General features: G+C 50.6%; 27 protein-coding genes and 3 pseudogenes. 13 read left to right on the top strand and 17 right to left on the bottom strand.

Features of this window, described 5'->3' with window-relative positions:
- Positions 1–52: 52 nt before the first annotated feature.
- Together AC07ZE_RS29965 and AC07ZE_RS29960 are read right to left on the bottom strand one after the other, a co-directional pair.
- Complete coding sequence (locus tag AC07ZE_RS29965) at positions 53–2,866, bottom strand: SEC-C metal-binding domain-containing protein (protein ID WP_057977973.1); 2,814 nt, start codon at positions 2,864–2,866, stop codon at positions 53–55.
- Between the two features lie 26 nt (positions 2,867–2,892).
- The gene (locus AC07ZE_RS29960) at positions 2,893–3,144 is read right to left on the bottom strand and encodes a hypothetical protein (RefSeq protein ID WP_057977971.1); all 252 of its coding nucleotides are present in this window, start codon (positions 3,142–3,144) and stop codon (positions 2,893–2,895) included.
- Between the two features lie 296 nt (positions 3,145–3,440).
- On the opposite strand from AC07ZE_RS29960, the gene AC07ZE_RS29955 reads away from it, so the two are divergent.
- The 7 genes from AC07ZE_RS29955 (at position 3,441) to AC07ZE_RS29925 (ending at position 6,909) form a co-directional block, all read left to right on the top strand.
- Positions 3,441–3,980, top strand: coding sequence for a hypothetical protein (locus AC07ZE_RS29955; protein ID WP_057977969.1), 540 nt, complete (start codon positions 3,441–3,443; stop codon positions 3,978–3,980).
- A gap of 94 nt (positions 3,981–4,074) precedes the next feature.
- The gene (locus AC07ZE_RS29950; protein ID WP_137807263.1) at positions 4,075–4,617 is read left to right on the top strand and encodes a hypothetical protein; all 543 of its coding nucleotides are present in this window, start codon (positions 4,075–4,077) and stop codon (positions 4,615–4,617) included.
- A 57-nt stretch (positions 4,618–4,674) separates the two neighbouring features.
- Positions 4,675–4,896, top strand: coding sequence for a hypothetical protein (locus AC07ZE_RS29945; protein WP_010466270.1), 222 nt, complete (start codon positions 4,675–4,677; stop codon positions 4,894–4,896).
- 266 nt (positions 4,897–5,162) lie between these two features.
- Complete coding sequence (locus AC07ZE_RS29940; protein WP_052959533.1) at positions 5,163–5,411, top strand: hypothetical protein; 249 nt, start codon at positions 5,163–5,165, stop codon at positions 5,409–5,411.
- A 277-nt stretch (positions 5,412–5,688) separates the two neighbouring features.
- Positions 5,689–5,841, top strand: coding sequence for a hypothetical protein (locus tag AC07ZE_RS29935; protein WP_158004321.1), 153 nt, complete (start codon positions 5,689–5,691; stop codon positions 5,839–5,841).
- A gap of 49 nt (positions 5,842–5,890) precedes the next feature.
- Positions 5,891–6,268, top strand: coding sequence for a hypothetical protein (locus AC07ZE_RS29930; RefSeq protein WP_057977965.1), 378 nt, complete (start codon positions 5,891–5,893; stop codon positions 6,266–6,268).
- Between the two features lie 218 nt (positions 6,269–6,486).
- Positions 6,487–6,909, top strand: a complete 423-nt coding sequence (locus tag AC07ZE_RS29925; RefSeq protein ID WP_057977963.1) for a hypothetical protein — start codon at positions 6,487–6,489, stop codon at positions 6,907–6,909.
- Positions 6,910–7,506: 597 nt separating this feature from the next.
- On the opposite strand, the gene AC07ZE_RS29920 is transcribed toward AC07ZE_RS29925, so the two are convergent.
- From AC07ZE_RS29920 to AC07ZE_RS29905, 4 genes are all read right to left on the bottom strand, one after another.
- Positions 7,507–7,893 (bottom strand): hypothetical protein, encoded by a 387-nt coding sequence (locus tag AC07ZE_RS29920; protein WP_057977961.1) that lies wholly within the window; start codon positions 7,891–7,893, stop codon positions 7,507–7,509.
- Positions 7,894–8,200: 307 nt separating this feature from the next.
- On the bottom strand, positions 8,201–8,431 hold the full coding sequence (locus AC07ZE_RS29915; RefSeq protein WP_082631588.1) for a hypothetical protein: 231 nt from the start codon (positions 8,429–8,431) through the stop codon (positions 8,201–8,203).
- Between the two features lie 8 nt (positions 8,432–8,439).
- A complete protein-coding gene (locus tag AC07ZE_RS29910) occupies positions 8,440–8,673 on the bottom strand; it encodes a hypothetical protein (RefSeq protein WP_047338295.1) in 234 nt (77 codons plus the stop codon).
- 20 nt (positions 8,674–8,693) lie between these two features.
- On the bottom strand, positions 8,694–9,344 hold the full coding sequence (locus AC07ZE_RS29905; protein WP_233081548.1) for a phage head-tail adapter protein: 651 nt from the start codon (positions 9,342–9,344) through the stop codon (positions 8,694–8,696).
- Positions 9,345–10,366: 1,022 nt separating this feature from the next.
- Between AC07ZE_RS29905 and AC07ZE_RS29900 the strand changes: the two genes are divergently transcribed.
- Genes AC07ZE_RS29900 through AC07ZE_RS29885 form a run of 4 tightly spaced genes read left to right on the top strand, consistent with a single transcriptional unit; the run spans position 10,367 to position 16,217 of the window.
- Positions 10,367–12,091: a hypothetical protein gene (locus AC07ZE_RS29900; RefSeq protein WP_125919901.1), complete on the top strand. Its 1,725-nt coding sequence runs from the start codon at positions 10,367–10,369 to the stop codon at positions 12,089–12,091.
- 1 nt (position 12,092) lies between these two features.
- Positions 12,093–14,294, top strand: a complete 2,202-nt coding sequence (locus AC07ZE_RS29895; RefSeq protein ID WP_125919900.1) for a hypothetical protein — start codon at positions 12,093–12,095, stop codon at positions 14,292–14,294.
- On the top strand, positions 14,278–14,820 hold the full coding sequence (locus AC07ZE_RS29890) for a hypothetical protein (RefSeq protein ID WP_125919899.1): 543 nt from the start codon (positions 14,278–14,280) through the stop codon (positions 14,818–14,820). Before AC07ZE_RS29895 ends, AC07ZE_RS29890 begins: the two co-directional genes overlap by 17 nt.
- Entirely contained in the window at positions 14,817–16,217 is a 1,401-nt protein-coding gene (locus tag AC07ZE_RS29885) for a hypothetical protein (protein ID WP_125919898.1), read from the top strand. The genes AC07ZE_RS29890 and AC07ZE_RS29885 overlap by 4 nt, the downstream gene beginning before the upstream one ends.
- A 164-nt stretch (positions 16,218–16,381) precedes the next feature.
- Here AC07ZE_RS29885 and AC07ZE_RS29880 read toward each other — a convergent pair whose 3' ends face one another.
- Positions 16,382–17,782: a DEAD/DEAH box helicase gene (locus tag AC07ZE_RS29880; RefSeq protein WP_057977956.1), complete on the bottom strand. Its 1,401-nt coding sequence runs from the start codon at positions 17,780–17,782 to the stop codon at positions 16,382–16,384.
- Positions 17,779–17,988: pseudogene (locus AC07ZE_RS29875) on the bottom strand (VspR family transcription factor); the annotation flags it as partial. The pseudogene AC07ZE_RS29875 and the gene AC07ZE_RS29880, both read right to left, overlap by 4 nt.
- 357 nt (positions 17,989–18,345) lie before the next feature.
- Between AC07ZE_RS29875 and AC07ZE_RS29870 the strand changes: the two are divergent.
- Positions 18,346–18,579, top strand: a complete 234-nt coding sequence (locus AC07ZE_RS29870) for a hypothetical protein (RefSeq protein WP_125919897.1) — start codon at positions 18,346–18,348, stop codon at positions 18,577–18,579.
- 31 nt (positions 18,580–18,610) lie between these two features.
- On the opposite strand, the pseudogene AC07ZE_RS29865 reads toward AC07ZE_RS29870, so the two are convergent.
- Positions 18,611–19,328, bottom strand: a pseudogene (locus tag AC07ZE_RS29865) (inositol monophosphatase family protein).
- A 252-nt stretch (positions 19,329–19,580) separates the two neighbouring features.
- Positions 19,581–20,066: pseudogene (locus AC07ZE_RS29860) on the bottom strand (ATP-binding protein); the annotation flags it as partial.
- 298 nt (positions 20,067–20,364) lie between these two features.
- On the opposite strand from AC07ZE_RS29860, the gene AC07ZE_RS29855 reads away from it, so the two are divergent.
- Positions 20,365–20,490, top strand: a complete 126-nt coding sequence (locus AC07ZE_RS29855; RefSeq protein ID WP_256660518.1) for a hypothetical protein — start codon at positions 20,365–20,367, stop codon at positions 20,488–20,490.
- 221 nt (positions 20,491–20,711) lie between these two features.
- Here AC07ZE_RS29855 and AC07ZE_RS29850 read toward each other — a convergent pair whose 3' ends face one another.
- The 7 genes from AC07ZE_RS29850 to merD (AC07ZE_RS29820) form a co-directional block, all read right to left on the bottom strand.
- Positions 20,712–21,554 (bottom strand): patatin-like phospholipase family protein, encoded by an 843-nt coding sequence (locus tag AC07ZE_RS29850; RefSeq protein ID WP_082631587.1) that lies wholly within the window; start codon positions 21,552–21,554, stop codon positions 20,712–20,714.
- Positions 21,551–21,718, bottom strand: a complete 168-nt coding sequence (locus tag AC07ZE_RS29845; RefSeq protein WP_431306695.1) for a hypothetical protein — start codon at positions 21,716–21,718, stop codon at positions 21,551–21,553. Before AC07ZE_RS29845 ends, AC07ZE_RS29850 begins: the two co-directional genes overlap by 4 nt.
- Positions 21,719–21,776: 58 nt before the next feature.
- Complete coding sequence (gene merD, locus AC07ZE_RS29840) at positions 21,777–22,136, bottom strand: mercuric resistance transcriptional repressor MerD (RefSeq protein ID WP_057977950.1); 360 nt, start codon at positions 22,134–22,136, stop codon at positions 21,777–21,779.
- Complete coding sequence (merB, locus tag AC07ZE_RS29835; protein ID WP_057977948.1) at positions 22,133–22,774, bottom strand: organomercurial lyase MerB; 642 nt, start codon at positions 22,772–22,774, stop codon at positions 22,133–22,135. Before merB ends, merD (AC07ZE_RS29840) begins: the two co-directional genes overlap by 4 nt.
- Before the next feature lie 288 nt (positions 22,775–23,062).
- Positions 23,063–23,275, bottom strand: a complete 213-nt coding sequence (locus AC07ZE_RS29830; protein WP_057977946.1) for a DUF3330 domain-containing protein — start codon at positions 23,273–23,275, stop codon at positions 23,063–23,065.
- Positions 23,276–23,435: 160 nt separating this feature from the next.
- Positions 23,436–23,672 carry a broad-spectrum mercury transporter MerE gene (gene merE, locus AC07ZE_RS29825; RefSeq protein WP_057977945.1) on the bottom strand — a complete coding sequence of 79 codons (237 nt, stop codon included), beginning with the start codon at positions 23,670–23,672 and terminating at the stop codon, positions 23,436–23,438.
- Positions 23,665–24,027 (bottom strand): mercuric resistance transcriptional repressor MerD, encoded by a 363-nt coding sequence (merD, locus tag AC07ZE_RS29820; RefSeq protein ID WP_057977943.1) that lies wholly within the window; start codon positions 24,025–24,027, stop codon positions 23,665–23,667. The genes merE and merD (AC07ZE_RS29820) overlap by 8 nt, the downstream gene beginning before the upstream one ends.
- Positions 24,028–24,239 lie beyond the last annotated feature (212 nt).

Below are 24,239 nucleotides of genomic sequence, written 5' to 3'. Positions count from 1 at the left end.
TCTTCCGTGGCAGAGGAAATGTGCCGCTCTCCTGGATCGTAAACAAATGCGGTCAAGAGAGGGCGCCATGACACTCCGAAAAGGTTTTTCCGGAGCCGCAAGGACAATCCGCCGATCCATCCTCCACAATGGTCGGAAGTACTCCCTCAAGTCGACATACGTATCGCACCTTGCAGTTATGGATGATCTTCAGTTGCTCCTGAATTTCCTCGCGTTGTCTTCTGGTGAATCCGGCCGAATAGGGCATTAGCCTGGCCATCTCCGCATCAGCGGCATCAAACTCTTCGCAATATGCCAAGAACACGGCGTATTGGCTCCTGACGCCGATAGCTTGATCTACCATGCCGTGCTCAGCCAGTAAGGGTAGGAGTAGTCTCTCGATCACTTGCTTTGCTTCATCGAAACGGCCTCGTGCCGACATGTCGTCAGCTAAGTCTTGGCCCACTCGAATCTGTGAGTCGATAGCGCCAACCATTTCATACAAATTCAAGGCGCTAAACCTGTAAATCAATTGATCCGGTTCCAGATCGGTACAGAGCTTTGCGCGCAGCTCTAACGCATCAGCGAGGCGTTTGATGTTGTCGCCAGCATGGCGGTGCCCGGAGGTTCGCTCCCAGATCTGCTCTGGAGGGAGGGCGGCAATATCCGGGAGGTTGAAGCCCAACACTGCGAAATATTCCTCAATGACTGGCTCCAGCATTTGAAGCGAGTCCTCGAGGTTGCCCAGCTGACAAAATGAGGTTGCGGCGTTGTACTGAAGGACTCGCCGTTGAATTGGCTTGTCAGGGAGCAGATCTCTCACCTGGGAAAGGGCTTCATGGGCCAAGTCAGCACGACCAAACTGAGCATGATGCAGCATCAGCTTCATGTAGTAAGTCGCTTGGATTTCACTATCTAGAGCGTAATCTTCGATTAGTCGGCGCATCTGATCGAAGCGCTCAGTCAGCTTATCGTGTCGTCCGTTTTTTACATCGGAGAAAATCAAGCCATCTAGTGCCCAAAATCGCTGGGTAGGTTCTACCTGAGGTGAGATCGCGATTTGGTCCAGGTACGACATAAACTCCATGCTGGGCCCCATCTCGTGAAATAACTCTTCTCCAGCAAAGCCTATGATGGCTTCCACATCCTCCAACTGAAGCAAGACTGAAATTAGGGTAGCTAAACGCGATGGATTGCGTCGAACAGCCAGGTACCTAAACAACATGGTCCTGAGATGTTGCAAAGCATCCTGTGTGACTGCTCGGGCAAGCGTATGCAAATGTCTACGGCCTAAGAGTCTCAGTGAGTCATGTATCTTCAGCTGATCGGCATCAATAGCTTGGACGATCCCCTGAGCACGCAACAATCTAAGCAGTACCAACGATTGCTGGTTGGTCATGCCGACGCTTGCTTGCAGCAGATTGCAGACCTCACCTTTGGTCATCCCCACGTCTACCAGACTCCAAACAGATAGCGCGTTGCGTGAAGGATCTGAAAGTGAGTTGAATACCTTCGAGAGGATGATCTCTTGAGCTGTCTCGGCGACGTTGCTTTGTTCTGACACCTCTAAGCAAAGCTTCGCAAGGTCACCTCTGTAATGCGTCTTGGAGAGCCTGAGGGCGCTTTGTACATAGAGGGGTAAACCAGCCGTCAGCGCGTTGAGGTTTTTGAACGTGCCGGCGCTACCCTGAACGCCAAGGTGCTGAGCCTCTGCAGCGATCGAATCAACATCCCACCCCAAGAGGGTTTCTTGAGTTAACCCAAGTAAAGCGGCTATCTCATGCATGGTTGGGCCGGGATGGGAGAGCAGGACTAGTTTCAAATTCCTGGTACTTTCTATCAAAGTGCGAAGACTTTCCGAAGGCACACGGTGAGCGTTATCCAACACCACCAAAGCCGGTATGTTGTGACGACCAATGTACTCATCTAGCACCTGTAGGGATTCGTTTCCTGTACTGCCTAAGGCAAGCACCTTTCTGATTTCAGGACTCTCAGCATCTAGCACAAGTGGCGCAAGCTCTCGGACGAGTGAAGAGGCAATTGCAGGTCCGGGCAGATCCCCTACATCGTAGTAGGCACAAGTGCTTGTGGAGTGCATGGCCGACTCTGAAGCCCAAGATGTTTTCCCGGAGCCCGAAAAGGCACAGATGATTCTGACCCTTTCAGGTTGGTCTAATGACGGCTCATTTCGTTGCGGGCGATACACTGCTGGTGGGGCAGGAAACGCCTGCATTTTAACTATCAGCTGCTCGAACAAAGCCTTCAGATCATCGCTTTTGAAGGTATGGTTCAAATAGGGTGTTGAGCCGCTGGACGCCAGTTGCACGCAACCTGCCAGCTTCCACACAAGTGATTCGGGCGAGATTAAGGAGTAGGGTAATTTTGCTGCGAGTTGGGCGCACCACTCAGCTGCTTGATCAATGCCGCTCCATGCTGGAGGTAATGCCGGCATTACGTGAGCATCAAAGCCAGGCCAAATGAAATTCACATCCTCAGACATTTGGCCGGAGTTGATAGCTTGAAGCAGCACGGGGCCAGGGGGTTGGTTCATCACAACGAAAAACTGGGCTTTACCACGCCTAAGGCCGCATTCATGGTCTGTGCGCAACGTATCGAAGCGCTCAAGTGCTCCAACAATGTCACTTGGTATGATCGGTTTGATCCGCGTCTTAACCTGGATGTACGTCCGCCCCGCATGCTGAAGCTCGATATCTTCGTCGCGCTCCACAGAAACAGAGGTGACCTCGTACTTTTCTGCAAGCAGAAGGCAGCCAACGGCGTATAGGTGCTGATAGAGGAAGCCCCGATGGACAGCCTCAATTCGCGTAGTCTGCCTCGGGTCAAGGGCAGCAGGCTGGTCATCGATCAAATCCGTTTGAGGTGACATGGCATTTTCCTAGATGGCGGCAGACATTAAGAACGAGCCGCACTCAACTCGGCCAGCGCTTCACCCAGTGAGCCCAATCCCGCTGCGGGCAACGTTTTGAGCAAAGCTTGGGTTACCGCCACAGCAGCCTGGGCTCCCTGGCCTGCGAGCTTACGGCCCTCATGTTCATGTAAGGCTGATTGAGGCAATCCCATGTACGCCGCTTGGGTTCGTACAAAGGCTTCCAGGCTGTCGAGGAGCATCGGGTCGAGAGTGACGGTAAGGGGGGGATTGCTCATGTTCAGACTCCTTTGCAGGTGGGCGATTTGCCAAGACCGAAACAACACTTGTGGCGGTTCAATGTCTGAACATGATTCTGGCTGGATCGGGCTGGGGTTGCCAGTTTCCATCACCAGGATATACTCCGGCCATCGCCCTATGGCACCACTCAAAAGTTTCTTTCAGATCGGATGTTCCGGCCTGTTTGAATGGCAGTAATTCTGCCACCAAAGCTGCTCCAGCAGCACCTCACTAACCCTTGCGGGATGCCATTCCGCTTGGGGTAGCTCCGCAGGTTTCACACAGGAGCTACACCATGCTTACTCCAGACCAAAAATTCACCGCAATGCGTGGCGACGTGGAACTGACTGCCGAAGTCAGCCCATGCTGTTTTATGTACGGCAGTGGTTTACAAATCACGGTTTACTTGCCTGATCGCGGTAGAACGTACGTCCTGAAAAAAGAGATTCCGATCAAAGATGCTACAGAAGAGGATTGCCATGCTCTTCTGGAAACGGTCGGAGTTGTGCCGTGCAAAAATTGCCAAAAACCTGCGTTTGATCCGGCTACATGCGGTACCACTCGTGATGGTGAATGCGAAACGTGCTTTCTCGACAAGGCCATGGCCAAGTTCAACAAGTCGGAAAAGGATTTTCAGGAAAAGCTGGTCAAGGATGATGCTAAGCACAAAGCAAAGGGTTTCACTCATCGCGTAATGGCCTGGGTACACCCTGCTAGCGGCGATGATTACCAGATGATCATTTGGATGGTGAATCCGTCTGATGCGGACATCGTCGCTCAGTTGAAGAAGAAGAAAAGCACGGTTACAAACGACTACAAGTTGATTGTTCTCTAAACCGTACTGACCCCAACCCAAAGCAATTCACTTAACCCACGCGGGTGCTATCCCGCTTGGGGGTAGCTCCGCGAATTTACACAGGAGCTACACCATGCTTACTCCAGCCCATAAATTCACCGCAATGCGTGGCGACGTAGAGCTGACTGCCGAAGTCAGTCCGTGCTGCTTCATGTACGGTAGTCCTTTGCAGATAACGGTGCGTTTGCCGAACGGTGGTGGTGACACCATCGTCCAGAACAAGGATATAGCGATCAAGGACGCTACAGAGGATGACTGCAAGTCCCTTCTGGAGACCGTCCAGGTAATGCCTTGTAAAACCTGTCAGAAGCCGGCGTTTGACCCGTCATCCTGCCGCACGAATCGCGACGGTGAGTGCGAGCATTGCTTCATGAAAAAACTGAATGAAGAGTTCGACGGTTTTGAGAAGAAATATCAGGCAAAACTGAAGAAGGATGATGCGAAGTACAAGGCTAAGGGGTGCACTCATCGCGTTACGACTTGGGTACACCCTACCAGGGGAGATGACTATCAACTCATTATGTGGATGACAAATCCTACGGCTGAGGAAATCGTCGCTCAGTTGAAGAAGAAAAGGGGAGCGGATACAACCGGTTACCAGCTGGTTGCGCTCTAAACGCCCTATTCAAGCGACCTCCTTTTAGGCGGTCGCTCTTCATCTGAGGTGCTTCTGATGTCTTTATTGCTAAACCTGTCCGCGGCCACAATCGGCAAGGGCGCAAAACTGTTCCACGTCAGCTTGTTGGCCAATGGTTGGGATTCCGCCACCCTCTGGACAGTCGCTGCGGATGATCTGGACGCAGCATATGATTTTGCTATGTCCGAATACCCCGACCTGGATCGGTCCGATTTCGATGAAGGCCGTGACGGCTACGAGATCGGCACGTTCGTCTAATGGTCACACTCTAGCTTGGCGTCTGCGGGGCTAGATTCACGTTCATTTGATTGAGGGCGGCCAGCGGTCGCCCTTTTTCATTTGTGACGTCCACTCCAAGCTCAAGATCGGATGAGATCGGTACCCCTAACTGGGCCAGAAGCGATCCTTCAAGATCGCCCAGGCAGGTGATCATGTTTTCAAGCTTTGGCCGAGCGATACACCAAAGCGTCAACAGAGAACAACCACAGCGATCGTCAGCTGTCCGACGGCAGAAAGGTCACCAAATGAAAAAAATCACCATCATCGGGTTGGCTGGCATGGCCCTGCTGATTTTGGTTTTACTCAAAAACCAAATCGCCACCGATTGGGGAGCCGCAACCGTTCCCGAAATTCAGTCTGTAACTGCTGAGTCCAGTTGCGCGAAAAAGATTCTTTTGGATGCGAATCGCGAAGGGCGAGAAATAACGCGTCGGGATCTGAATAAGGTGAAGGGGCAATGCGTTTCCATTGACCAACAAGCCAAAGCATTTTGACTTCAGTTCGCAGAAATCGGAAAAACTTTGCACCTAACTGGAAAAACTTTACCGAATAGCCGGATCACGTCAATGGCTGAAGGTCAGGGAGAAGTGGGACCATGAAGCAAAACCAGCACGTCTTGTCCTGGTTGGAGGCGCTACGAGATGAGGCTGTCTCCGATTCTTGTAGCATGCTGCGGATGATCGAGATCATGGCCATCCTTGCAAAGTATTCGAGTGGGCCAGCCTCCATTTAAGGCTGGTGTACAACCTCGATTTCCTTTGAGAGAAGATCATGCTGATCGTTAAAATTGTCGCGATAGTCGAGATCACAGCCGGCGTTTATCTGGGTGATGGCGTGATGGGTGGACTTGGAGCGATCGGATTGGTCTTTGCTGTCCTTGGTACCGTTGCCAATCGCGAGATTGAAAAAAAATTCTATGCATAACGCTAGGGGCCCGATAGGCGCCTGGCACGATCATGGGAACATGTGAAACATGAAATCATTCTTCAGCTACCCGTTGTGTATTCTGTCGCTGCTTGCCACGCAAGCTTTCGCCCAGGACCAGGCAGCAAACGTGCAGGTGCGACAACTCTCGGCATCCCTGATAGCAGGGACCTGTGATGCCTTGTATCGGGTGAGTCAGTTGCCGACCGGAAATGATCATGACGCGGCGAATACTGACGCGAGCAATTTGGATCTTCACCGCTGTCAGTACATTCGTGAGTCGGTTGATTGCATTGGCGACAACTCTTGCCCGAGTTATGAGCAGTGGACGCAAGATAACGTCGAAATTTCGCCAGAACTCCCCCGCGATGCATTTCTTATCGCCCTGAAAAAGCGTGAAAGGACACTGAATAGCGAGGGCAAATGAGAAGCGAATCAACTGAATCTCATCCTGAACGAATAGGGTGAGGTTTGTTTGTGCATTGACCCTCAGTCATATCGGTTTGCTAGTTTCGATTTCTAGGCTGTATCGGTAGAGCGCTCGTCGCCCAAGCGAGTCGATGACAGGGGACAGTCGGTGAGCGCTCTACCAATGCAGTTTAGAGAATGCCTAGCCCCAGAGTAGGCACCACAAGGAATTGCGGAATGTCCACCTACCACCGGTTCTACACCAAGACACAGTCGCCGCGCAGAGTAGAACAGCAGATCATCAATACGCTCGGTGGGGACGGCTGGCTTGATCCCTATGGTGATGGGTACCTGCGTCCAATCGAGGTCTCTCTAGTCCCTGAAGCAGCCTATCTCGTGCTTCCCAAGCGTGATGGCTATGGTTCACCGATCACCTCTGAAAGCGAAACTGGCTGGTTCTGGTTGGCAGCGCAGCTATCGGTTTTTAGCCCCGAGGCGTCGGCATTGGCAATAGCGTTGCTGCCAGATAGGCAACATCGTTATCCCCTAATCGAGGAGCTTGCGGTCGACTCTGAAGCCAGCGAGGCGGGTGATTTCGCCCGCATAATTGACAATGAACACTACCTCATCAATCCAGAACCAACGGAATATGAAACTTGAAGCGTTGCTCTGCAGGTGAGCCAGAGCCTCAACACGGCATTCGGAGATTTCCTGCTTAGGGTTGCAACCTGGGACATTCATGGAGAATACAAATCAAAGAGACGCCGCAGAAGCTAAAGCTAGCCTGGCGTCGACATGATCCTAGACGACCAAATAGTGGCCACTACTCAGTGTGGCGACGTAGAGATACGTCCGCGGCGATAAGCGTCACCGCCGTGGGGGTCCGCAGAAGGTGCCCCGAACTCCAGGGATGAGAGAGTTCGCAAAACGTCTGCAGGTTAGATGGACTTGGGGTTTTCTCCACTGAGTACTGGCGCTATGCGTTGGGAACGGCACGGGCTAACCACCTCCACCCTCATTGAGGGTCCGCTGCGGGAACGTAGCGTCTCGGAAACGGGAGAGTCCAGGCAAGCCCGACCGCCCCTCGAGTCAATGGGGCAATGTTTATAAAAAAGGCCCGGTCGATCATCGCCGGGCCTTTTTCATGACTGCTCACCAAACTCCGTTCAATTTCGTGCTAACTGAGGAAGAGTGCTGCGCGCGATAGCCGCCGGCATCAGGCCATGCGAATCGAGCTCGTCAGGATCTTTTAGTGAGTCAGTTGGGCAACATGCTTGAGAGGTAGAGTGACGTCCAGGATAGGAGCGTCACGCTCGGCTGCTCAATTGCTGCACGAACCATTTCCTCTGCATCTTGGCCGGTGCAGTTATGGACTGCGTGTCCGAGCCGCAACAGCTCAACAGGCACACCCGCTTTGCGAGCCTTCGTCGCAAATTCGAATGCTTTAGCCTGTCCGTAGACAGTGGAAGCGTTGAAGCGGGAACGAAGCATCTCAATTGCCTGTTCCTCGAACTCCGGCAACAGGATGGTTTCCCCATCACAAAAGACCTGGCGGACGCCGTGCAGAGCCTCAATGGCATCCATGTAGCGCGAAGGCTCTACGGTCGCGGCAACAGATGGATATTCTGGATAGTCGTATTTCATGGTGATCTCCTTGTAAGCTTCGCAAGATAGCCAGGGCGAGTGAAGTAGAACGCGGTTATGGACGCCCCCATGAAGACGCAAAGGGCTCTGCTTCCCGCCGCCTTCCATAACATTGCCGATTGAATCTCCAGCAACAGAAACCCGATGAACCCGCCTAAGCTGACCAGGATGCAAAACAGCCAAATTTTCAGTGTCATACACTTTCTTACTCGATTCTGTGGGCCGAAAGTGGCCATCTCCTACGGCGACGGCCTCGCGTTTTGAAGGTGAGGCGTGGGGGCCCGCTGAGCGACGATTCCGGTCTATTTCACCGGCGATACCAGTTGAGCTGATAACACCTGGCATCCGTTGGGATCTGTTCCGGCGGCCAACGAAGGCAGTCGAGATACAGTCGTTGAGGCTTGCTTGGGCTGATCCGTGTTGCCTGCACCAGATAGGCCGATCCACCGGACGTAACGATGTAGTCGCCAGCGCTCAGGCCGTCAGCGCCGTCGATGTATAACTTGCATGGGGTGAAGGGTTGGCGGCGGCGAGCCATCTTTCCTCCTAACGCTGATTAAACATGTCAGCTTGCTTGTTCTTTGGGTCGGCCTTCGGAGCATTCAGCGGATGACCCAGCTGACGGCGAATCTCGCTTAGCCAGGCCTTGTAAGGAGTGCGTTCTCTCTCCCCCCAAGGGTAGGCATCGACCAATGCCTTACGCAGAGCCTTCATGTCACTCCGGCCTACGTTACGAATCACTTCCGCGACGACCGGCGCCGCTGCGTCTGCCCAGGACATGTCGAACTCCTACGAGTTATCTAGCGGCTGTGGGCGGTGTATCCGTAATTTTGGGCCGCTCGCTCGAGGTGGATATTGAAGTCGCCGGCGTCCGACTCATCGCCATGGGTTGGCCATGGCCGGCCTACCAATTTCCTAGCCAAGGCATCAGCCAACATTTCGCGGATCTGCGTCTCTGCTTCATCGAATTCAGCCAGTGTTTTGTCGATGCCATTTTCACTCATGAGTTCTAAGAGCTGTGGCTGATTGAGCCGAATACCGGATATCGACTCGAGCTGTTCCTTCGCTTGGTGTACGAGCTCACGGCTCAGTACGGCCCCATTCGTGGTTCTGACCAGATGCTTGCTCCGCCGGCTAGGTGCATCGGTATATGCGACAGGCGAGGAAATCGTGTAGCGCTTCTTTCGAAGAGCTCTTGGAAGAAGGCCTGCAAGCCCCTCAGAGTGGCGCCTGGCAATCTCGTACTCGTATGGCCCTAATCCCGAGCCCTTCTCATCGCGATATGCCTTCACGTCGACGAATAAGCGGCCGGCAGCGCGAGCCTCCCGTTTTGCCCGCTCCGTAAAGATCGATTTTCCTTTTCCAGAGGTACCGGTGATGAGGGTGTGACCTGCTTGATTCAGGTCAAGGGTAATAGTCTCGCCGGCGGAGGTTATGAAGGTATTGAGCATGTTCGTCCTGGTGGCAGTTTAAATAGCTGTTGGTACCCGAATGCACTGGTAACTGGTCTGAGCCGATCTGAGAACTCTCTCACGAGGGCGTTATTGATTGCCTTCAGTCTGAACCTCCAGTAGGGGCAAACCGGTCGGTCGTAAAGCTGAGTTAAAAACTGAACTGCAACTGTCCATGATCCTTCAGGGGGGATAAGCGAGAGGTGCTAACCCCCAGGCTGTTTTGTGAGCGCGGATCATGGGATTGGTGGAGCAGTTTTTCGATCAGTGCATCCGGATCGTTGAGAATATTTCGAAGCCCTAAACGATGAAGCTGGTTACCAATTCTCAGCATTCTGTCCCACTCAGAGTGCCCGCCTTTTTTGATGGACACGACACCAAACCGAAGAAGGTAGTGCACGGCCTGGGAGGGGTAAACGTCCGTGTGGGGACCGTAGTATTCAAGCGCCCGATCGAGCTCGAATTCATAGAATAAATGGCACTTTTCCGGACAGTATCAAATGTGGCAAAAAAATCCTGAATGAATACTGAAGGTTATATTCAAAACCTATTTTTTTGATACCTGTTTTATTGACACCGACCTTGCGGCTCCGTGGTCAATGGTCTATCCCTAACATTTCTATGCCATAAAACGGTTGACCTCTCGAACCAGCGCCGTATGCGAGGTTGCTCAAATGGACCACTCCCCTAAAAATTCGTACCAGCGAAGCGAAACGGATGTTTCGATTATTTTCTCGGATCCATACATGCGAACTGGGAGCACGACGTTAAAAATAGGATTCTCCAACCTCATCTCTAACAATGACCTGCAAATATTAGTATCCGCATGGTTACGAACTATCGCTGGGCAACCGATCTCAACCATTCGTACAAGCTCAATTGGGTTGAAAGCCGCAATATGATTTGTTGAAAAAAAATCACTAACTCTACAATCATGCCAAAACTGGCAGACTTGGGTCTGCGACTTCTTTGAGTTCTTTCTAACGGATATGTCTTATAGCGAAGCCTCATTGAAAACGCGCATGAACTCTTGGTCAAATTGTAGCTCACTATTATTAACGCTAAAACTTGATGGAATAATTCCGAACTCAGTGATAATACCGAGAGCGAAAATTAATAGCGGCATCTACTCAGCAACAAGTGAGTCTAAAAACTATGTGGTTGGCGAAAGCATAACAGATCCAAGCGAGTTCGAATCTCGGGATAGCCCCGCGTATTGCGTCGACATCACCTATGCGCTAGATAGCCACGATTTTTTCGAAAAGTTGGAGTCCACCATAATCGCTAGGATTAAAGTAATTCAGGACGGCGCCAGAGCATATTGGAAAAACATCAAAAGTTACCACGAACTTGGAAAAACAATAGCTTCTGAGGTATCTGATGATGAGTTTCTGGCTCAGATAAAAATTGGCCACTACCTTTACAAAACTGAAACCGGTGAAACTAAGCACTTGATCAACACAGACAGAGGAATGGCATGGTTGCTCAAATATCTCACGCACATTCTGACCGGTCCCAACCCTTTAAGCTTAAACATAAGCTTTCGCGACATTGCCCGAAGCTCCTTCTTTGCAAATATTAATGTATCAGAAAACCGCATCTACCAGATTCTAGAGCAAAAGATCGATGAGGTTCGCCCTCAGGATGTACTTCTTGATATCTCTCGACAAGAATTTCTTGCAAAGTTACTTGGCCTATTACACGCGAGGGACTGCGCATGCATAGCAACTCTCCTGATATCCGAACATCCCGGACTGACACCCATGTCAATTGTAAATGCAGACATCACCAGTAGCCGAGGAAAATATTTTCTATACAGCGCGAACAAAAACAAACGTCAAATTCTCAGTTCGAGTAAACCCCGTGCAGGGAAACGTGTCAATGCTACATTAACGGAAAATTCGTTATCGTTAATCCAAGATGTATTGGAAGCAACAAAAGAAATACGTATTGGTTTAAAAAGTTTGGGACTCGCTCACCGCCGTTTATTTTTAACCGCAACCCAGAACGGATTTGGTGCAGCTACAAACGTGATTGGCTTAATGAACTCTCCGTTGCAGCTTTCACTCTATGAAATCATTAGTAGGTACGTTGAGGTTTCATTTTCCAAGGACACTATCAGTCTAGGTAAGATCAGGAATTCTCTGGGACTCATTGCCTGGCTAAAAAAAGGATCCGTAGAGGCTATGGCAAATTGCCTCTGCAACACTCCGGCTGTTGTCTTGCGTAGCTATCTTCCTGCATGGTTGATACGAAAATGGAATGAACGAACAATTCGCAGATATCAACAGGTCCTTATTTTACTAGCTGCATATAAATCGCCTTGGCTATTGGAGGCTTCAGACTTCAAAGATGAAAAACAGTTACTACAGTTTGTCCGATCAGTTGTAAATGAGTCAAAAACGGGAGATCCTTTAGGAGATTTGATAGAAAGTCGGTTGGGACCAATAATTGGCACGACGCCACGAGAGATATCGCAGGGGATGCTGCTCAAGCTTTCTGCAAATTCTCTTTATGCCATTTACTCATTCACGGAAGACAATACCAATCTAAAAAAGTCTTCTGTACCTGAGCACGCAATTTGTTCCCTTGCTTATCTTATAAGAGATGTTTTTGACCATACTGATCTGTCGACAGTCGATTCCGCCATTCGGACTAAGATCCAAGGAGATAGTTTTACTGACTTCAAAACAATGCACTTTGAAGCGCTAGCATTGCTTCAGAATAAAACTAGAATTAACTATTGACATGCCTAGCAAAAGCAAGATTCTTTCAAGCGCATCTGATGAAGCTATATTAGAGGCTCTTATATCTAGAGCCGATGCGCTAAGGCCATCGGTATCTCAGCAAATGAAAGCTGACTGGCTTCTCGAGGGCGAGCAGGGAAGTCCTATTTGGATCACGAAAAACGGAGGAAAAGAACGATTCAGCAACGGCCAATGGAGAAATACCATGGACGTTAACTTTGATCTGTTTCTTCCGGATGGGACAAATCTCCTCTCACCAGTCAACGAACGTTTACTAAATCTGATTCAGGCTTGGTCTTTCGCTCTACGACAAGGTGTGTTACAGACAATACAAGGTCCTCAAACTTGGAAATCAAGCACCACTTGGGCTATGCGCTTCATGTGGTGGATAAAAAACAACGATGAAGAGCTTTTTTTCGATGATAGAGGATTCGAAAACCTAAACGAGGACATTATTAGCTATTTTTTTGAACAGCTCTCACGTGATAGTTGGGCAGAGATATTTGATGCAACGGGCCAAATTGCTGGTCATCTCTTCCGATTAGCGAATATTTCTGACAAAGCGGTTAAGAATATAGCTCTGAACAATTTACCTGTCTCCATTATCGAAAACATCACAGCTGCGATCCGCACTAATGATGGATACAGAACTTTTTATGGTGCTGAAAAAACCGAACTAGTTTCTCGCTCCTGGCTAGCGTCGATCACACATATTCCTGAGTCAGTGCTTAATAGATCGTATAGATTTAGCACCTTTCTTAGGCAGTTCGAGCCAACTCTTATTCATCCAACTTTGCTGCTGACTTTCCAAAGGCACACTCTGTTTCCTAGCCAAAACTGCCCATTACTCTCCGAATGCCTCACAAATCACGCATCACATCATACATATATATCTCACATGCAACGCTTAACATTTCTACTAGCTAATATATCAAAAGTACAAGCTTCTATAGGAGCCCCTTCGACACTTGACATACAAAAGCTCGCACAGCCATTCGTTAGCAGTACAAAAGCACGGTCTCATCATAACTTGATGCCAATTGGCACTGGCTTATACTTACTCGATAAAGCGATGAAATGGATACTTCAGTACGGAGACTATATCGTAAACGTATGTATTTCTTTCACCGAGCGCTCAGAGCGATACAGGAACTCGAACAGTTACAAGGAAGACTCGTTTTATTATCGTTCCAATAAGCTTAACGCAGCGCTAGACGCAGCATGCGCTGAGTTCAGTGATGATCATTACCAAGCATACAAAGAGTTACCTATCACCCACCGAAATACAAAAAACGGCCACAGGAATGTACCAACCTCACTGAAACGATTATTGCACGCGCTCTTGGGCGCTGCGGCATACCTGCTCGCATTCTTGAAGCCATCTCGCTATCAGGAGGTCAGAGAACTTCCCAGAAAATGCATTTTTACCGCCACATTGTTTGATTCAACAGAAGTTAGCTATTGGCTACGGCATTCTCTGGGGAAATCTGGAAAATTAGGGCACAACCAGCAGGCAGAATCTCCTATTCCAGAAGTAGCGGCGAGAACAGTACGTTTATTACAAAAACTAGGCAATGAGACTGGCCGGATTTTCGGCATTACACCAAGTAGCAGCGATAAACTTTTTTATCTACCCATAGGGTTGCAGTGGGGATTACCTGAGAAAGATGCAAACACCAATTCAGTCAACATTTACCTGGATATCTTTTGCGACGTTGTGGAATCCCCAATTGACGAGCATGGTCGTCGCTGGTACGCCCGCACACATGAACTTCGCAAGCTATTTATTATCACATTATATTGGCATGGCAGCCTGAGCAGCCTTGAAGCCGCACGATTCATAGCCGGTCATTCCTCTACTCTACACACTGCAGAGTATATAGTGACTGATATCATGGGAGATGAAATCTCACAAATTGAGGCAGAATATATTGATGACCGACTAATAAAATTGGAATCGGGACTTATTAACGAAAAAGAAAACCCCGGACTCAGCGCGCTTTATAGAAAAGTTTGTGAAAACTTTAATGTAGACCATATTGAAAGTGTTCCAGAAAGAGAATATTTCCGCTACCTGACCGATTTAAAGTCGTCTGGCGCTTTTAGTATAAAGCCGGTTTTAGTCTCATCTCATTCGGGCGATACAATAGATCAGTATGAGATAGCGGTGATCTTTGGAGAGCACCATGACCAAATTAACTAATCAAAATATTATAAATCGAAAATCCTGGCTAGAACGAATAACCTCAGGAAAAATATGCGATACAAAGTTTATGCCACACCTATCAAACATGAGAAATTTTTGCAAATTTTCCTTAGAGGGTGAGTTTACATCTATTTCTTTAAACAGTTTGAAAAATAACTGCCATAGGATAATCACTCCCACTCTTGAGAAGAATGGCTGGCTAGTCTTCATTGAACTGACGAAATCAGCACATGCCAAGCTGAATGCACTCAATAACGAACCCCACAACCCTTTTGACTTATCAGCACACACCCTCTTGCAACAACTGAAAATAGCACATCTCATGGCAAATGAATGTTACTTACATTTTTCTTGGCTATTAAAACAGCTCGAAATTTTCCGCAAACAGTCGAATTTAACCGACACGATCGACGAACAAAAATTAGTCCGATTAATAGCAAAAGCAAACTGTCAATTGGAAAGGCTCAGATCCCACGAATTGTCCAAGCCAGAGCTCAAAATTGTAAGAGCGCAAAAATCATGAAAATTTTTATAAACTATAACCATGTCGAGACGCATCGAAACTACTCGAGCGGACCAGTAATTAAGTCGATTACAATGAAATTAAAACATTATTCGTTGGTGTTTTGGCCCAATGGCAAGCCGTGTTTTTTGGTGAACGAATGGCTATCTCATATCGCTAAGACCACTACGGGCAATACGGTAGGGACTTATGCTTCTCAAATTTCATTTTTAGTTAGATATTGTCACGACAACAAACTAAATTTCTTGGACCTTACCAATGATAGCATGTTCGAATTAACAGACAGGCTTTTAACCCGAGATCAAACTGGCAAACGAAACCGTAATAACAATACGGTCAGAGGTATTTTACAGAGGTGCTTTATGTTTCTCAATTGGGTGCAAACCAATACCACCCTACCTGATGGCTTCATGCTAATTGGTGAGGCTAGTAGTAGTGCAGCAATAAACATCAAAATAGCTAACGATCATAAAACGAGACGTTCCCATATCGAACATGAATGCATGCCGCCGAAATCCGTACCTGAAAGTGAAAAGTTCCCTATTTCTGATTCTACTATTTCTATTCTTGAGAATCATATCGGATCTTGCCATAGACAAGAGTCTCCTGAGCAGAATATTTTTTCAGAGTATCTGTACGAGCGCCGTACTTTCAGCATTTGGATGCTCAAGCGATTCGGGTTACGACCAAGTGAGCTTGTCGAGTGTTCCGTTGCAGATAATACCGACCCTCTCAAAACAAGAAAGGTACAGCTACCTACGATGAAACGTCGCAGAGATAAACCTGTCATTCGGACACTGCCTCTTACGACTACTGATGCTCTTCGTTTTTCCAGATATCTTCGCGCGAGATGTTCGTATATTAATCTTCTGAATAATAAAGGGATTATCAAGAATCTTGATGCGTTGCTGTTGACCGCGGATCTTTCTCCTTTGAAGGTCACGTCTCTAACAAAGGAATTTTATCGCCTGAAAACGGTATCAGGGCTCAACGAGCATCGCGTTTGCATGTCCATGTTCAGACACCGGTTTATCACACGTGAAGTGATAGTTGCACTCAGGGAGTTCATGTCGACTTCGGGTGCGACCCGTGACATGCTGACCGAAAGCGCAATTTTTGCACTCTTGAAACGTATATCACTGAAAACTGGTCACGCAGATCCAAACTCGCTTTGGCCGTATGTTGCGATAGCATGGGCATCGATGGATATGTGGGAAAGCATCGACAATGCCATAGATGCACTGCAGGCTGCGGATGCGGTATTACAGGAGCTCAATGAACTACCACATCTTTTAAAATCAAAAAAATATAAAGACCTACCCGACGCTGCAACATTCGTCAAGACAATACTACAAGAGTTTTTAGATCGTGGATTGATTGATTATAAAAACCAGTAATACAAACTGCGTTCTTTACGTCACCGCCACCCCGAATAACTGTAAATATTTAGGCGCTTATTTTTCGTGAAAGTGTCCATTCGTGTACAGGGCGCTATAGGTACTGTTGGAAACCTCGGGAAAGTTAGTTACCAGCTCATCCCCCCTTGCTTGCTCCGAATTATTCAGTAAACGCTAAGCAGTTGCTTTCGATAATTCTCAGAAAAGCTGAGATGATAGGCAGGCGTAATTTTCGACTCAGCATCAGCAATATTAATGCCAACACCTATATCAATAACAGGATCTATTCTTGACAGAAAATCCCCAGGCGCATCAATAGCCCAGTCGTTATCAGTACATGGCACCCCAGTCAGAACTTGGTCATTAGCCGATGTCTGAACATGTCGCAAGACTGAATAGTCGTCCGGAAGATCATCGGCAACTCTTTCAGAGAATCGTTGAAGCGCCGGCTCTGCTAGCACGAAAAGCCATGCTTGATTATCGTCGTTTCCAGTGCGTCTAAGAATGCGCCCAAGAACCTGCCGATAGTGAAGCTCTGTACGGATACGACTTAGATGACAGCACACTTGAAGTCTAGGAATATCAGTTCCTTCGCTAATCATCCCAACTGCTACGATCCATCTTTCATCACTTTTTCTGAAATCGTTAATTACCTGCTGAGCATCAGGAGTTTTGTTTGTGACAACCGTGCAAGTCTGGCCCATGACCTCGAGTGTCTTAGCGATCTGTGCGGCATGTGTAATGCTCGTGGCTACGATTAACCCTGCCGCATCCGGCTTCATAACCCGAATCTCGTCCAGCTTTTCACAACCAAGTCCAATTAACTGGTGTAAAATATCATTATGGCGAAGCAGATCCTCGTAAGTAACCGGAGACTCTCCCAGCAGTTGCGCTATGTTAGAAAACAGCGTGACCGTATTTTCACTATCCAACGCCTCTGTGAGCCTAACCATCTGGTTATCCAGAACGGTGATACGGGGCGAGCGGCAGACACTATCAGAGATCGCTTCCCTCAGCCCATATCGATAGTCGCATATGAGATTTCCTTCCGGCGTGGAGTAACGTGCCAAGGCTATGGCTTTATGATCAGAGCGCCATGGCGTGCCTGAAAGTGCGAGCGTGAAAGCGGCGCGGTCCTGTATGCGCTGAAGAATTTGTTGGCCCCACGCATTGCTCAACAGAACATCGTGGCCTGCACAATGATGGATCTCATCGAAGACAACGAAGACGCGATAGTCATCAAAAAGCCTCCAAAATGATTCACTTTGGTACTCCATAGCTTGATAGGTGCATGCCGATCCGATTGCGCCTATCAACCCGTCCATTCGCCGACCTAAAACGCTAGAGAAGGTTACTTCAAAACCATCTACGACCTGGCATGACGGAGCAAAGCAAAGGATCAAATCTATCAGCCCCTTGCCTAACAATTGTTTTGCAAGCTCGGCTGCCATTCTGGTTTTTCCCGCGCCGGGAGTCGCTTGGCAAAAAAAATGGGGCGATTGATTGTAATGCTCTAAGGCCAAGGAAATGCACTGGGACTGCCAGGTTCTCAAGAAAGCTCTCATGCTGAGGCAAACGTCTCTAGCGTTCGTTCGACTGCACGTAGGTGACCTAAGAGGCGTGAGCTGCGGTCCCGAGCTTCAACATAGTTTTTCTGCATTCGACTTCTTAATTCTGGCATTTCATCGAATAGTTGTTTGTAACGCTCTACTTCTCCTACTGATGAGAGGAAATCGAGGCGGATTTCCTTTAGCAGCTTCTCGAGATGATCTTGAGGGTTTCGGATGACTTCTGTGTAATTGCATCGACTTGACCACCCATTTGCATTCCATTTGACCAGGCGTTTGCATCCGACCTGACCACGAGTAGCTGAACTGATCTGCCAACCGTGGATGAGCGGGCTGGCACAGGAATTTGTCTCGGCGTAATCTGAGGTCAGTGGGCACATTTGAGGATCGCGCAATGACCGATGGGGATTCGAGCTCGTTCGGTGGGGAGTTATGAAAGCAGTTGGAGCAAGTAGGGGTTTGTATTCGGCGCCCTTACGTGGGCTGAAGAGCACACTCTGCCGGGGTTGGCGTCAACTGAAAAAGCCAACACAGAATCCTTCAAATCGATCTTCCTGACCATGGCCGATGAAGGATCATTTATCGTGGGCATCGACCAGACGAAGAGATTGATCAGCACTCGTAGCGAAGAAAACGCCAATCGATTGCTGAGGGCGGGATGGACCTTGTTGCTTGTGGCGGATCGCCGCGAGGGAGAATACCAATGGCTGATCTACCAACTGGCATGGCAACGCGATGGTGAACCATTGGAGATTACGTTCACAGGTGTGGAGCCGGGGCCTGATCCATTCTGATAATTCCTGCTCGGGTTTGCGACCTGGAATATTAGAGGTCGGTGATGATTCGATCCCAGTCATGGGTCAGCAATTCGCGGCACGCTGAAGGTGATCCACCGAAGCAGCGTTGCGAAACAGTCCTCATTTCCGCGTCTGTCACGTAGCGTATATCTGCTCCGTTTTCATCTAAAAAAACACCTCCTGCACCTCTCAATAGAGCATGTCCGGCCACAACTTCATGAGCCGAAACTGCGTAAAGAGAAATGCCGCAAATCCCATCTCCCGCAGCGACTCTTGCCAACCTGTAAGCAATGGAGGGCATTGGATGGAAGTCTCCTGGAGCACACAGCTCTCGATTGAGCTCCGCCTTGTCCACAGCTGCGGCGCTGACCATTACCGTGCTCTCGCTCGATAGCTCTTCATCTGCGACATACGAGTACGCAGCACGACCATTGCGAATCAGATAGGGCATGCCCTCTGCCCAATCAACGGAATCAGGAATGCCTTCGGGAGTCACTTGCGCATACAACCCAGCACCAAGCATGTCCTGTTAGGGCATACCCCGTCTCTTCACTCCAGAAATCACAGGCGAACAAACTGAGTAGTTCGTGCCGTAAAATGCGTTCGATTTCGGCATCAACGTCTGCTTTGTCCCCGTGACCATGCGGCCCACCTGGACGACTCCACTCTGCCGAGAGTAGAAGTCCTCCGCGCTCTACGAGATCAGTAACTTGAACGAGCAGCTCGGAAAGAACAGGGTTAGGCATAGCGACACTCGGCGCTGGTAGATGTCGCCTCCGGACGGTCTCCAGGAGGGCGGTAACGCACTATTAAGGCCAAAACTCAGGATGTCAATCCTGGTGGGTGCTGCCTCAATAAGCGCAATTAATTTAGGTAAAACAACCGGTTGCATAGCATCTGACCAGGCGTTTGCACTCGACTTGACCAGTTGCATTGCGTTTGACCACCCAGCCACTCGATGTCGTGTCTCATATCTAGCCGTCACCGTATCAGGAACATCACCGCTTACGACTTTTGACCTTACGCATCGACTCGCCCTTAAGTTGAATGACGTGAGATTTGTGGACGATACGGTCAAGAATCGCGTCCGCTATCGTTGGGTCAGCGAACAAGTCGTACCACTTCTCTTTTGGGTACTGGCTGGTAATGAGCAAGGAGCCGTTTTGTGACTGCTGATCAATGACATCGAGGAGAAAGGGGCCAAGCTGTGCATCGATCCCGCCGATTCCAAGGTCATCAATGATCAAGAGTTCTGCCCGGATCAGTTGCCGGCGAAGTTTCGGGAGCGAGTGGTCCGCGTACGACAGGGATATTTCCTCGAACAGCTTCGTCGCCGTACGGTAAACCGTGTGTGACCCAAGCCGGCAGGCTTGGTTTCCAAAGGCACATGCTAGCCAGGTCTTCCCGGTACCGGTCGCACCAGTAATAATGATGTTCTGTCGCCGCCTCAACCACTCGCATTCACCTAACGTCATGACCGTATTGGCGCAGCAGTTTCAACGGCTGTCGTAGCCTCGGCAAGGCTTATCTGTAAGCTTTGTGCGCGTTGGCTCTGCGTCGAAACGGTTTTGTGTAGCTCGGCGCTCTCCGACTGCAAAGCGTCGAGGCGCTCCCCTGTAGGGTGTTCCTGGCTGTTTGTGATTGGGCCCGCTGACGTTTCAGCACTGCAAGCTCGCCAGTCTGTCGCTCCAACCGATCTTGCTGAGTCGCCTGTCCCTTCAGCAGTAGTCGGGCTTCAGTGAGCAGGCGCTCGTTATCTCGGTTGAACTGGGTGATGTCATCTTGTTTGACGATCAACGTCTGCTGCAGCTGCCGCGCCTCCATTTGCAGCTGCTGAACCTGCGCTTCGTGCCGGCGCTGCTCCTGCTCACGCTGATCCTTGCTTGTGCGCCGGAAGTGCTCGAGTGAATCACGAGCATGCTGGTGTTTTTCCTCCAGTGAGCGGATCTGCTCGTCACGATCCGCTAGGCGAGTGTCCAGATCCTGCTTGGCCTGTAGCAGTCGTGCATTCTCAACTTGAGCCTGTTATAGCTGTTGCTGGGCCTGCTGAGATGCCTGGTGCTCCTCTTTCAGTTGGCCCTCAAGGGTCTCCGAGTGCTTTTCCAGCTGTTGGATACGCACGGTACTCTTTAAGGGAGTGGCGATGCGGGAGGCACACGGTTCGAGCGTAGATTGCGGAATGCCGCAAGTGTTTCTCTGTATCCCACTTCGATCAATGCATCGGTTTGATTAAAGTCGAGCAACCCGACTGGTTGCTGAAAGTGCGGGCGTACAAGCTGTATGCCGATTCCTCGCGTCCTGTGCTGTTGCAAACTGCACAGGTATTTGGTGTCTAGGGCAATCATGAAGCTGCGTAGCAGTATCTTCAGCGGCGAAACCAGCGCAGTCGAATCCCGTGGACAACAGGTGCATGAGATCATCAGTATCTCGTGAGCACCGCGATCCAGTGCCTTATCGAACGGCACGTTATCGGCTACACCGCCATCCACATGCTGATTCCCCGCGATCCAAATCGGCGGGAAAGCACCGGGCAAGCTCATACTGGCAATTATCGGTTCGATCAGGTCACCGTGCCCTTCGTGATAGCAAGGCTGACCGGTCTGCAGATTGGTGGTCGTGATGACCAGCGGATGCTTGAGCTCCTCAAAGCACCTGATGAGCAGCACCTCATGGAGAAGGCGTCGTAGCGGGGCGAATGTATAAAAACCACCTGTTTCGCCTAGTAATCCCCGCCAGTTCCAGGAAACGACATCAGGTTTTCGCAGGCCTCGCCATAGCTGCGCCAGCTCAGCCGGCGGCATGCCGGCTGCGATCAGGGTGCCGTTCAAAGCCCCTACCGAACTCCCTACCACCAGATCGAACGACAATCCCAGTTCGATGATTGCTTGATAGAAGCCAACTTGCATCGCACCTCGTGCGCCACCCCCACACAAGACCAGTGCGGTATGCGCCGAAGAAGCCTCGACGTTCATGAGTCCTCTGGACGTACAGCACGCCAGGTCAACACAACAGAAACGCTGAATACGGTGATCAGCGCCACTGCGACGATGCCCCAATGTGCGCAGAGGAAAGCGCCGGCGGTCGTGCCAGCCAACACAATGAAGAGCACCGGCAGATGACAAGGACAGGTGAGCACGGCCAGCACTCCTTAGGCGTAAGCCCGCCAGCGGTGTGCTGGGCGCGAACTGGCAGGGCTACGCATGGCGGCTTTCCTGTTCAGCGTGAGGAAGCCCGGCCGCCAGTTGCCGGTCCAGTGCCACCAGGGTTTCGCGTCGCGCCGCGATCAACGAACGCAGATGCGCCCGACACTCATCGATGTCGCCGCCCCCACCGTCTAGCGCCTGACACCACCGCGCCAACTCCCTCAGATCGATGCCAGCCTCAAAGGCCGTGCGCACGAAGCGCAGCCGAGCCAGCGACTGTGCATCGAAAATACCGTAACCGCTTTCCGTGCGCTGCGCGGGATGCAGCAAGCCACGCAGCACATAATCGCGGACTATGTGGACGCTGACACGCGCGTCCTCGGCCAATCTGCATATGGTGTAGACATTCACGATGGGGCTGGTCCGGCAGGACCTAACAATTTGCAACCGATCGCGTGCCCCAGACGAAATGCTTCCTCAACACTCACAACAATCACCGTCTCGCCGTGTTGCGACATCCACTTGTCGGCCACAGCGGCAGAAGCGAAAAAATGCACATGGCAGCAAAAGGAGCAGCGGATGTCGGACGATTCATCCGGCAGCAGCAGCGATACCACTGCTTCCGCAGGCTCAATATGGCTGACTTGATCCGGTGTCACGATGAGCGACACTGGCGCCCCTGTCGCGGGGCAGCGCGAAAGCACGAGCGCCTCCTTGCCAATTACCGCGGGGAACATCAAGGAGTCCAGCGCACACCAGGTGTAGAGGCGTCGGCCATCGATTTCGAAGGCATGAGGCGTCTTGCGCAGCGTCAAGCCATAGCCGACGATGTTCCCCTCCTCGTCGTTCTCAGCGCCGGGTATCTGGTCAAGTGCCGCCGCGACTCTTTCGGTAGACCAACCGAGCGCGGCTCCAAGTGTCTCTCGTGAAACTGGCCTTCCCAAGGCAATCTGGCGAAGAAGAGCAACGAAGAGGTCCGCGAAATCATCTGTGCTATTGGCAGACGAGAGGCTTTCAACGATTTTGGTGATGTACAGCGTGGTTTCCATGGTTCCTGTCCTATTTCATTGCTGTTTATCCGGCGCAGCAGGATAGCTGTGTCACATCCTTGGTGAAGGTTTGCGCGGCGAGCTTCAGGCCCTCGACCATCGTCAGATTGGTGTAACGGCTCGCGTTTGAAATCGGCCGGGTTCGCAATCGATACCATTTCCAGCTCAGATTAACCGCGACTGACGAAGCCCCCGGGCTCACATTAGCTACGAGCGAGCTTGCATTTAATTTCAATGGGCTCACGCTTTCTGCAATTAACCAGAGCCACTTTCCAGAGGCAACGCGAATTAGTTGTCGTGACGGGTACTTACCTTTGGTGTGCCGGGGGGATCAGCCTCGGATGCCGCTCTCTTATCCGCGCGAGACATGAAACGCTGATAGCACTCCAGGCCACAGAAGTGCACGACGTACTCGGTACCTTCCGGCGTAAGCGCGGCGTCAAGGGAAATTTCCTTGCAACATTCGCAGCAGCTGATGGTGGGGGTGTCGTTTGCGTTCATGATGGGGTTCCTCCATCGTCCAAGAAAACCTAGTAACGCTTGCGCACCTGTGATCGAACCTGTGCGCAGATCGACCTGCGGTTGGTGGTGCAGCAAAAATTCCCAACGCTCCCAAGCCTGCCGCAACTCGGCAGCGAAGACTGCGCAGTGTCTGAGATGGTCACTGCCGCACTCGAAAGGCCCGTAATGCCGCTCTCAGGAAAAGGATGAAGAGAACCGCCAGCACGAGCGCAGCGAGGCTCCAATGTTCGCTGACGAAGGCCCCGGCCGCAGTCCCCGAAAGCAGCAATGCCAGCACCGGCAAATGGCAGGGGCAAGTGAGCGCGGCAAGCACACCCCACGTGTAGGCGCGCCAGCGGGGTATCTTGATTGATTCGGATTGGTTGGTATTACGCATGGGCGTGACCTTCGACGGCGCGATGGGTCAGCCCGACCAACTCCGTTTTCACTGCGGCTAAAGCTGCCAACCGTGTCGCGATTTGCCCTAGCAAGCGGTCTATACACCCGATCACATCGGTACTATCGTCTGCATCGAGCGCTCGACAGAGCCGCGCCAATTCGTCGAGCCCGATACCGGACTCGAAGGCGGCACGCACAAAGCACAGCCGCGCCAGGGACTGCTCATCAAAAATGCCGTAACCGCTTTCCGTGCGTCGCGCGGGATGCAGCAAGCCGCGCAGCACATAATCGCGGACTATATGGACGCTGACGCCCGCCTCCTTGGCCAATCTGGATATGCTGTAGACATTCATTACCGACACTCCCGGTCTTCACCGCAAACTGGGGCGCTCAGATATTTCCTTCCAGCCAGGCGCTCAGGTAGCCAGATGAGTAACGGTGTTGCACCCAGAGCCAGTAGCAGCCTGGACACGACGGCAGGCAGTCCCCAGAAGCTGATCATCTGCCATGTCTTGCGTAGGCTGTCGCACCTACCGAGATCGTCTGCCGTGTTGCTCATGTTTCA

The sequence above is a fragment of the Pseudomonas sp. GW101-3H06 genome, assembly GCF_059424605.1.
This window is presented reverse-complemented; position numbering and strand designations above follow the sequence as displayed.

Excerpts from the sequence above, each read along its gene's own strand:
- AC07ZE_RS29965 (WP_057977973.1), bottom strand. The coding sequence starts at position 2,866 with ATGTCACCTCAAACGGATTTGATCGATGACCAGCCTGCTGCCCTTGAC.
- AC07ZE_RS29960 (WP_057977971.1), bottom strand. The coding sequence starts at position 3,144 with ATGAGCAATCCCCCCCTTACCGTCACTCTCGACCCGATGCTCCTCGAC.
- AC07ZE_RS29955 (WP_057977969.1), top strand. The coding sequence starts at position 3,441 with ATGCTTACTCCAGACCAAAAATTCACCGCAATGCGTGGCGACGTGGAA.
- AC07ZE_RS29950 (WP_137807263.1), top strand. The coding sequence starts at position 4,075 with ATGCTTACTCCAGCCCATAAATTCACCGCAATGCGTGGCGACGTAGAG.
- AC07ZE_RS29945 (WP_010466270.1), top strand. The coding sequence starts at position 4,675 with ATGTCTTTATTGCTAAACCTGTCCGCGGCCACAATCGGCAAGGGCGCA.
- AC07ZE_RS29940 (WP_052959533.1), top strand. The coding sequence starts at position 5,163 with ATGAAAAAAATCACCATCATCGGGTTGGCTGGCATGGCCCTGCTGATT.
- AC07ZE_RS29935 (WP_158004321.1), top strand. The coding sequence starts at position 5,689 with ATGCTGATCGTTAAAATTGTCGCGATAGTCGAGATCACAGCCGGCGTT.
- AC07ZE_RS29930 (WP_057977965.1), top strand. The coding sequence starts at position 5,891 with ATGAAATCATTCTTCAGCTACCCGTTGTGTATTCTGTCGCTGCTTGCC.
- AC07ZE_RS29925 (WP_057977963.1), top strand. The coding sequence starts at position 6,487 with ATGTCCACCTACCACCGGTTCTACACCAAGACACAGTCGCCGCGCAGA.
- AC07ZE_RS29920 (WP_057977961.1), bottom strand. The coding sequence starts at position 7,893 with ATGAAATACGACTATCCAGAATATCCATCTGTTGCCGCGACCGTAGAG.
- AC07ZE_RS29915 (WP_082631588.1), bottom strand. The coding sequence starts at position 8,431 with ATGGCTCGCCGCCGCCAACCCTTCACCCCATGCAAGTTATACATCGAC.
- AC07ZE_RS29910 (WP_047338295.1), bottom strand. The coding sequence starts at position 8,673 with ATGTCCTGGGCAGACGCAGCGGCGCCGGTCGTCGCGGAAGTGATTCGT.
- AC07ZE_RS29905 (WP_233081548.1), bottom strand. The coding sequence starts at position 9,344 with ATGCTCAATACCTTCATAACCTCCGCCGGCGAGACTATTACCCTTGAC.
- AC07ZE_RS29900 (WP_125919901.1), top strand. The coding sequence starts at position 10,367 with ATGAACTCTTGGTCAAATTGTAGCTCACTATTATTAACGCTAAAACTT.
- AC07ZE_RS29895 (WP_125919900.1), top strand. The coding sequence starts at position 12,093 with ATGCCTAGCAAAAGCAAGATTCTTTCAAGCGCATCTGATGAAGCTATA.
- AC07ZE_RS29890 (WP_125919899.1), top strand. The coding sequence starts at position 14,278 with ATGACCAAATTAACTAATCAAAATATTATAAATCGAAAATCCTGGCTA.
- AC07ZE_RS29885 (WP_125919898.1), top strand. The coding sequence starts at position 14,817 with ATGAAAATTTTTATAAACTATAACCATGTCGAGACGCATCGAAACTAC.
- AC07ZE_RS29880 (WP_057977956.1), bottom strand. The coding sequence starts at position 17,782 with ATGAGAGCTTTCTTGAGAACCTGGCAGTCCCAGTGCATTTCCTTGGCC.
- AC07ZE_RS29870 (WP_125919897.1), top strand. The coding sequence starts at position 18,346 with ATGGCCGATGAAGGATCATTTATCGTGGGCATCGACCAGACGAAGAGA.
- AC07ZE_RS29850 (WP_082631587.1), bottom strand. The coding sequence starts at position 21,554 with ATGAACGTCGAGGCTTCTTCGGCGCATACCGCACTGGTCTTGTGTGGG.
- merB (WP_057977948.1), bottom strand. The coding sequence starts at position 22,774 with ATGGAAACCACGCTGTACATCACCAAAATCGTTGAAAGCCTCTCGTCT.
- AC07ZE_RS29830 (WP_057977946.1), bottom strand. The coding sequence starts at position 23,275 with ATGAACGCAAACGACACCCCCACCATCAGCTGCTGCGAATGTTGCAAG.
- merE (WP_057977945.1), bottom strand. The coding sequence starts at position 23,672 with ATGCGTAATACCAACCAATCCGAATCAATCAAGATACCCCGCTGGCGC.
- merD (WP_057977943.1), bottom strand. The coding sequence starts at position 24,027 with ATGAATGTCTACAGCATATCCAGATTGGCCAAGGAGGCGGGCGTCAGC.